General features: G+C 32.4%; 7 protein-coding genes. 4 read left to right on the top strand and 3 right to left on the bottom strand.

What is annotated here, in order from left to right; translation table 11 throughout:
• Positions 1–280 precede the first annotated feature (280 nt).
• Positions 281–1,399, top strand: coding sequence for a DNA polymerase III subunit beta (gene dnaN, locus DNC80_RS10805; protein ID WP_144892040.1), 1,119 nt, complete (start codon positions 281–283; stop codon positions 1,397–1,399).
• A gap of 88 nt (positions 1,400–1,487) precedes the next feature.
• On the opposite strand, the gene DNC80_RS10800 is transcribed toward dnaN, so the two are convergent.
• The 3 genes from DNC80_RS10800 to DNC80_RS10790 all read right to left on the bottom strand — a co-directional run bounded on the left by DNC80_RS10800 (position 1,488) and on the right by DNC80_RS10790 (position 5,373).
• Positions 1,488–2,375 carry a hypothetical protein gene (locus DNC80_RS10800; protein ID WP_182651232.1) on the bottom strand — a complete coding sequence of 296 codons (888 nt, stop codon included), beginning with the start codon at positions 2,373–2,375 and terminating at the stop codon, positions 1,488–1,490.
• Between the two features lie 75 nt (positions 2,376–2,450).
• Positions 2,451–4,223: a DNA mismatch repair protein gene (locus DNC80_RS10795; RefSeq protein ID WP_182651231.1), complete on the bottom strand. Its 1,773-nt coding sequence runs from the start codon at positions 4,221–4,223 to the stop codon at positions 2,451–2,453.
• Positions 4,224–4,533: 310 nt separating this feature from the next.
• Positions 4,534–5,373, bottom strand: a complete 840-nt coding sequence (locus DNC80_RS10790) for a universal stress protein (RefSeq protein ID WP_182651230.1) — start codon at positions 5,371–5,373, stop codon at positions 4,534–4,536.
• Between the two features lie 169 nt (positions 5,374–5,542).
• Here DNC80_RS10790 and mnmE point away from each other — a divergent pair, with 169 nt between their 5' ends.
• From mnmE to DNC80_RS10775, 3 genes are all read left to right on the top strand, one after another.
• A complete protein-coding gene (gene mnmE, locus DNC80_RS10785; RefSeq protein ID WP_144892048.1) occupies positions 5,543–6,946 on the top strand; it encodes a tRNA uridine-5-carboxymethylaminomethyl(34) synthesis GTPase MnmE in 1,404 nt (467 codons plus the stop codon).
• Positions 6,947–7,094: 148 nt separating this feature from the next.
• Positions 7,095–8,225, top strand: coding sequence for a site-specific integrase (locus tag DNC80_RS10780; protein WP_182651229.1), 1,131 nt, complete (start codon positions 7,095–7,097; stop codon positions 8,223–8,225).
• Positions 8,226–8,229: 4 nt separating this feature from the next.
• The coding region (locus tag DNC80_RS10775) for a hypothetical protein (RefSeq protein ID WP_182651228.1) at positions 8,230–8,966 on the top strand (737 nt) is incomplete at its 3' end.

Genomic DNA, 8,966 nt, shown 5'->3' with positions numbered 1-8,966 from the left:
ATAATGGCCTTATTAACATTCGAAGCAAGGATCTCGATTTACCTTTATTAGACAATGAAAAGTTTTATGAAAACTATAGCAGTACCCCAATACTAAGTATCGGGTTACCAATTCTTATTTTAGGGATATTCGGTTTTGTGTTTACTTTCTTTCGAAAAAGAACATCTAGTAAATAGATGTTACTAAAAAAGTTTCCAAACTAGAATAGTTTACGATATATTTGTAACATGTAACGTATTTCACGAATAAAGAAATACCTTAAAAAAATAAAATAAAACAGATGAAATTTATAGTATCGAGTTCATACTTATTGAAACAATTACAAGTTTTAGGGAATGTAATCAACAGCAGCAATACATTACCTATTTTAGACAATTTCTTATTTGATCTAGATCATAATGTATTGACCGTATCTGCCTCTGATTTAGAGACTACTATGTCTGCAACCTTATCAATCGATTCAGAAAGTAAAGGTAGCGTTGCCGTTCCTGCAAAATTACTTTTGGAAATTCTTAAAACTTTTCCAGAGCAGCCCTTAACATTTACTATAGAAGATAACAGTACCATAGAAATAAGTTCCAACTCAGGTAAATATGCGCTTGCGTACGCTCCTGGTGAGGAATTTCCAAAATCAGTAAACCTTGAAGATCCATCTGTAACACTTGTTCCTGCTGATGTTTTGGCTACAGCAATAAGCAAAACTATTTTTGCTGCAGGTAATGATGATTTACGTCCTGTAATGTCTGGAGTGTTTTTTCAATTCTCGCCAGAAGGTTTAATTTTTGTGGCAACTGATGCGCACAAATTGGTAAAATATGCTCGAACTGATGTGACAGCCTCTCAAGTGGCTGATTTTATCATGCCAAAAAAACCATTGAACATCTTAAAAAATATTTTAGGATCTTCGGATGCAGAAGTTAAAATTGAATATAACGATTCGAATGCTACTTTCTCTTTTGACAATTACATTTTGATGTGTCGTTTAATTGATGGAAAATATCCAAATTACGAAGCCGTAATCCCAAAAGAGAATCCAAATAAATTAATGATTGACCGTACTCAATTTTTAAGTTCTGTGCGTCGTGTAGCTATCTTTTCAAACAAAACTACACACCAAATTAGATTGAAAATTGCTGGTGCTGAGTTAAACGTATCTGCAGAAGATATTGATTATTCTAACAAAGCCGAAGAAAGATTGACTTGTGATTACCAAGGTGATGATATGCAAATAGGATACAACTCTCGTTTTTTAACCGAGATGTTGACCAACTTACAATCGGATATGATTATGCTTGAAATGTCTTTACCTAACAGAGCTGGAATCTTAACTCCAGTTGATGGATTAGAGGAAGGTGAAACTGTTACCATGCTGGTAATGCCAGTAATGCTTAACAGCTAAGATTACCATTTAACATACGCTATTAACCAAACCATTTTTATATTGAAAAAAACCGCTATTCATATTTGAATAGCGGTTTTTTTATTACTCAATTTTCGTGTACGAAATACATTTTTGTATTACCGTTTTTCAAAGCTTCTTTGGCGTCTTTATGATTTTTTTCGAATGTATCAATGTTAGTACCTTTGCAAATTCCATAAGAGTAATGATATTTTAGAATTTCTAAATCTTTTTTATCAAACACTTTCTTTTCTTTTTTACACGTTGAAAAATAACTACTACAATTACTGGTGTCATAGTTTTGAAAAAAATAACCTAACGTTTTAAAAAAAAGAATTTTTGTATTAGTTAAAATTTGCTCATTACTTATATCTTGCTGCTTATTCATTTTTAAAGTACATTCATAAATGTTTTGCTTACCATTCCAGTTCAAGTAGTAACCTTCTTTACTTAAAATTCTCGGATCTAAATTGACATCAGTATCATTCTCGATTGCATAAATAACATAATTTGACTCTTCTTTATTTTTTACAAAACTGATTTTTAAAGAATCAACTTCCTTGTCAAGATATTTGGCAAAATCAACAAGATGGGTTTTGTAATATTTATCTACTGATTTATCGAAGTAAATTTTAATTTTATCTTTCCATATTTTCATTGTTGGTGCTAATCTATCTACTTTTCTTTGATATTTTTTGTTGTAAACAAGTTGTTTGTATCTTTCTAAAAATAAGGAATCTTTTTCTTCGTATGCAATTCTTACACCCTTTAATTCATAGCCTGAAACCTCAATCAACGTATCTCCTTTTTCTACATAAAATCCTAATGAATCAACTTCTTTATTCTTTTTTTTTATCTCATTAAATGCTCTTTTATTCATTCTGATCACACTTTTAAATGAAGCAGAATTATGATGTTGTGCCAAAAGTAAAGTAGTAAATAAAAGAAAAAAATAATTGAAAAGTTTAATTTTCATAACGTAATTGATTAGATTAGAGTATAAAAATAGGTTTTTATCGTAAATAAAAACCTGTTTTTATAATGATTTTTTTTAAATCACTCCCATTTTTTTCATTAAAAAAGTAGCGCTTTTGTTTTTACAAATTCCGTCACGAAGTTTGTAATCAAAATGGAGCTCATCATTAACAATCTCTACTTCAAAACATTTATTTACTAAGGTTTCAGGATATTCATTTGTAGTAAGGCAAACTTCAATATCATGCGTAGCAATGGCACCAATAGCATTTTTAGCAATCACTTTCTTAACTACTTCTATGGTACCGTTTCGCTTGTCATCAGAATTTGTACCGCGCAAAATCTCGTCTAGTAAAATAAAAGCTGGTGTATGATGCAATTCGTCCATGATTTGTTTTAAGCGTTTTATTTCAGCAAAAAAATACGATTCACTATCTGCTAAGGAATCAGACAATCTCATGGATACTAACACTGGTAAAGGATGAATATTAGCTTGTAACGCACATACAGGAGAACCAATTCCTGCAAGAACAATATTGATACCTAAACTCCTCAAAAAAGTACTTTTGCCAGACATATTAGATCCCGTTAATATCATAAAAGACTGTGGATAAAAACAAACGTCATTGCCAATCCTAGTTTTTTTGTTCAACAAAGGATGACTCAGTCCTATAAAATCAACTTCATACTTGGTGTTTAAACTTGGATAAACAAAATCTGGATTGTTGTACCCAAAATTTGCTAAACTGTTGAGCATTTCCATTTCACCAATAACGTTCAACCATTGCTCTAGCGCGACACCATTGTTGTTTTTCCATTTTAATAAAGCCTTAAAAACATGCAAATTAAAAAGGAAAGTTCCGTTAAAAACGGTTGCAGTTACAAAATTTCCAATACTATCCATATTAGAAAACAATTCAGATAATTTTTTTAAATGCGCGCTGGCATTTCCATTTTCAATTTTTAATTGCTGTTGCAACTGAATTAGTTTTTGAGATGTAAAAGGCTCCTTTTCAATTTTTTCTAATAGTAAACTGTATTGGTGAATTGTAATATCAATATTTGTTGAGGTGGCTACTTCGGCTAGAATGCGTTTGACAAACCTTCCTAAAACCATCAAATTAAATATAAAAACATAACCCAGAATTGAGGCGAAAATAAGTTTTGAAGTTACAGCATACAATATCAAAAAAGTAATGAAAAGTAGCGGTGATAGGTATGAAATTAAAACAGTCATTCGCGAAAGCGGTGCACTATTAAATGTAGTCCAACGCATTAAATTTTGGTAACTAGTTGCCGTGTCCTCTCCTACTTTGGCCACAGCCAAAAACTCTTGACGCCACTCTATTTTAGCAGACAACTCCCTCACTGCCTCTTGATTTTGCTCAATCTCAGTATTGGGTGCTATGGACAACAATCGGTTTGCAAATATTTTTTTTCCTATGTAGGTAGCTGTTCTATTTAAATTTTGGAATAAAGAATGCGCACCAAAAATATCTAAATCATACGCATACGGATGATGAAAATCATTAAATTCTATTCCATTTTCAAAAGGAATAGCTTTACCCTCTAAATAAGAAATCTCATTAGTATTAATGTCAATTAAAGCCTTATTTATCTTTCTTTTAGTATTTATAGCCGTATGCAAACGCATTAAAAAAATAAACAAAACCAGAAAAAAAACAGCTGCCAGACTGTATAGTAAAGCATTTGTTTTTAAATAGTTATAAATTGAAACAAAAAAAAGCACCATAGCCAGTAATCTACTTATACTGATGCTATTGTACTTTTTTGTTAAGGTTGATGCTACTTGTGAAAATTGAGCAACTCTTGATTTATAAATTTCCATATTTTGAATTGATGATTTACAAATATAGTAAATTAGTTCCCTATCCATCTCAATTAAAAGCAATGGCGCCCCTATACTACAAGTCGCGCAATATCTATAACTTTAGAGGCTCCATTGCTGCATTATTGAGTTGATTTCAATTGTAATTTATGCAAACGTTTATAAAATCAAAAGGCTTTAAAATATGATACTCTCATAAACTGCTTCGTTTTTATAACTTTCATTGGATCAAACAATTCCTGTCGAACCATTTTAAATTCGAAAAACAATACAAGCAACTATTAAAATTATACCACAAAACCGCTCTTTTCTATTCTATATCAGCAGGAATGGCTAAAATTGGTAAATCAGTATAATTGGCCATTTTTCGTGTTAAACTCGAATTGAAAATACCCGCTAAAAAGCTTCTTTTGTAATGCAACAAAGTGAGTACATCAATGTCTTTTTGCTGAATAAAATCGTAAATAGAACCTTGTACATCATCGCTAATCATAACGTGAAATTCTACTGGGTCGGCACTAAACTCATCTTCCCAAGCTTTAATCGTATCTTTGGTAACATCAGAACTAGCTGTTTTTACATACAAACATTTTACTTTAGCTCCTGTTTTGCGCGCTATAGCTAAAACTTGTTTTAAAGCTTTTTTGTCTTTTTTTCTAAATCGAGTGGTAAAACAAATTTGGTGAATGGGTCTGTATTCAGCATCCCCAGGAACGCACAATACGGGAACAGTTCCGTCAGTAATAATGTTTGCCGTATTGGTACCCGCAAAAAAATCGTCCCAACCTTGCACTCCATTTGTTCCCATGACAATAAAATCAATATCTTCATCTTGCGTAATATCAAAAATACAAGAGGTCAAATCGCCTTCAGTCAATCTATGCGATAATGTAATGTGCTGCAAATTGAGCCCTTCTGCAATGGCTCGTAATTTAGGAACCTCATCCTTAAACTGTTCAAATTTACTCAACTCGACTGAGTTGTATAAAATGGTATAATTAGCAGGAAAAAATGAACTATCATAAGTAGGCGCATCAAAGGTGTGCAACAATACTATTTCAGCTTTTACTGTATTTGCAAATTTTAAGGCATGTACAAAAGCATTTGTGGCAACAGGAGAAAAATCGGTAGGGAAAAGAATTTTTTTCATAGCATGTGTAGTTAAAAGATTAGTTGTTGTAACAAAGATAAGCTCTTACTTGCACTAGAAGTATGACATTTGTCATACTAGCATCACTATTTTCAAAATTATTTTTCAGTAAGGCAGTTGTCTTGCGCTCCCACCAATTTTGGTTACTTTTGTATAAAAATAAATCAAAATGATTCCTCAAGACTCCATTGTTGCCCTTGCCACACCATCTGGTGCCGGAGCAATTGCTATAATACGAATTTCTGGCCAAGATGCTATTCCTATTGCTGATAGTGTTTTTAAATCCATAAAAAATAAAAACTTAGTCTCTCAAAAAACCCACACCCTTCATTTAGGTCATATTGTGGATGGTTCCAAAACGCTCGATGAAGTATTGGTTTCTGTTTTCAAAGGACCAAACTCCTATACCGGCGAAAATACCATAGAAATTTCTTGTCATGGATCAACGTATATTCAGCAGCAAATTATTCAATTATTGCTTAGAAAAGGATGCCGAATGGCCGATGCAGGTGAGTTTACTCTACGCGCTTTCTTGAACGGAAAACTGGATTTATCACAAGCCGAAGCCGTAGCCGATTTAATTTCGTCAGACAATGAAGCCAGCCACCAAATTGCGATGCAGCAAATGCGTGGTGGTTTCTCTAATGAAATTGCCAAATTGAGAGAAGAACTTTTAAACTTTGCTTCGCTTATCGAACTCGAATTAGACTTTGCCGAAGAAGATGTAGAGTTTGCAGACAGAACCCAGTTTCACGAATTGTTGAATCGAATTGAGTTTGTACTAAAACGCTTGATTGATTCCTTTGCGGTGGGTAACGTAATTAAAAACGGTATTCCCGTTGCTATTGTGGGTGAACCCAACGTAGGAAAATCAACGCTTTTGAACGCTTTACTCAACGAAGAACGCGCCATTGTATCTCACATTGCGGGCACAACACGTGACACTATCGAAGACGAATTAGTCATTGGCGGCATTGGTTTTAGATTTATTGACACAGCTGGTATTCGAGAAACCAAAGACTACGTAGAAAGCATTGGCATTCAAAAAACTTTTGAAAAAATAGAACAAGCGCAAGTGGTTTTATATTTGAGCCCCCTAACCCCCAAAGGAGGAACTCTTGATGCTGAAAATATCAAAGAAGTTCAGATTGAATTTGAGAAAATTAAGAACCAATTTCCCTTGAAGCCCTTGATTATTATTGGAAATAAAAAAGATTTATATTCTGATAATGAGATTGAGCATATCAAGAAAGAAATTCCAGAAATACTACTTTTGAGCGCCAAAAATAAAGAAGGGGTTGACGAACTCAAAAACCAATTGCTTTCCTTTGTCAACACCGGTGCGTTGCGCAACAACGAAACCATTGTGACCAACACCCGTCATTATGATTCCTTATTAAAAGCTCTTGATGAGATTAGCAAAGTGAAATACGCGCTTGAAACCAACCTTTCTAGCGACTTGATGGCGCTTGATATCCGCGAAGCATTATACCATTTCGGGATGATTACCGGTCAGGTAACGAATGATGAATTACTGGGGAATATATTTGCGAATTTCTGTATCGGGAAATAAAAGAACTTTCTTTAAGCATTATTAACTTTCTATAACTTGACAACCATTGATTTAGCTGTATTTTAGCTTTCTAGTAATAACTTTAATTCATACATTTGTCACACTCGATGTACACCTCAGAACAAAAAAGGTGTAAAAATGTACACCTATGAATATTACTTTAAAGAAAAAGAAGTTAAAAAATGGTAAGTTCAGTCTATACCTTGAATACTATAAGGGTTCTACTCTAAACTTAGATGGCAAAAGGATTCATTTAAGAGATTTTGAGTATCTAAAATTATATCCAAATCAAGATCCAAAGACTGCTGCTGAAAAAAAAGAAAATAAAGAAATTGACACTTTAAGTGAACAAATATTATCTATCCGTAAAGCGGAATACTTTCAAGGTAAGTTTGACATCAAAAACACGTCTAAGTCAAAAAGATTGTTTTTAGATTATTTTATAGAGAAAACTGAGGAAAAAATTGACTCTCCTAAAAACTACGGGAACTGGACGGCAACTTCTCTCCATCTAAAAAGATGTATTTCATCAAATCTTACATTTGATGAAGTTGATGAGAACTTTGTCAAGCGAGTTCGTTTGTACTTTGACAAAGAAGCTAAAACAAAAAGTGATACACCTCTGTCAATTAATTCAAAATATTCTTATTATAACAAGTTCAAAGCTTGTCTAAGAGCTGCATTTGATGATGGCTATTTATCAATAAATTATGCTTCGAAAACAAAATCATTTGAACAAGCGGAAAGTCAAAGAGAATATCTAACGCATCAAGAGCTACAATCACTAGCTAATACTCCTTGCAAATATGAAATTTTAAAACGAGCCTTTATTGCATCTGCATTGTCAGGTCTTCGGTGGAGCGACATAAATACTTTAGTTTGGTCAGAAGTAAGGGATGAAGACAATGGAGTTAGTAGAATAAATTTTCGTCAGCAAAAAACTGAAGGAGTTGAATATCTGTATATTTCAAATCAAATCAGAGAGTTGTTTGGAGAACGACAAGACCCATCAGAAAGAGTTTTTAAAGGCCTAAAATACAGTGCTGTATACAATAATGAAATAGTACGTTGGTGTAATCGAGCAGGAATATCAAAACATATAACGTTTCACAGCGCCAGGCACACGAATGCTGTTCTTTTACTTGAAAATGGGGCAGACATTTACACTGTATCTAAAAGACTTGGACACAGAGAAATTCGCACAACCGCAATTTATGCAAAAATTGTTGATCAAAAAATGAAGGAAGCTGCTAATTTAATACCCAATATTAAACTTTAATATTATGATATATTCATATTTCAAATATTCAAAAAATCACGATCAATTTGCTAAATACTTAAAAAATAATTGTAAAGATCCTAAGGAAAACTTATCCATCAAAAGGAAAATAAATAAATTTAATGAATTTCAGTTTTTAACCCTTCTTGTTGATGTCACACTATACAGGAATGACGATCCCCTTACTATTGATACTCTCAATTATTTTTTTTATCTGGACTTTGAAGTACAACCAAAAAATCAATTTCATGATTACACACTTAGACTTATTGATGACCCTTACTTCGAGAAGATATTTATGGGAGAAGTAAAAGCATATTTAAATTGTACATATGAATTAGATCTTTTAATTAACTATATATTTGAAATTACTGAATTCTCAAAACAATCCAAAATAAGGAAACTTACAGTTTTGAGTGATAGAGTTTTAAATGATATGTGGCATGATCTTTTAAGTGCTAAGTATTTATTTACTAATTTTTGTGAGAATAAAAATAATTACAACGATAAAAGATTGGGTGTCTTTGTTTTAATAAAAAAAGCATTGGAAGATTTTGAAAATCATATTTCTATGACAATTGATGGTCTAGAAGAAAAAATTGAAATCCTTTCAAAACCAAACTTCACCAATGAAAGATCCTTATTAAACATTGACAATAAAATTTTAAAAAAAATATATTTTGGTTTGGAAAAACACATGTTCATTGACCAAGAAAAAACCTCTGAAGAAGACTTTATAAA

This window comes from Flavobacterium sp. SOK18b, from assembly GCF_014156605.1.
GTDB lineage: Bacteria > Bacteroidota > Bacteroidia > Flavobacteriales > Flavobacteriaceae > Flavobacterium > Flavobacterium tiangeerense.
Note: the sequence above shows the minus strand (reverse complement) of the source record. Positions and strands in the feature narration are given on the sequence as shown.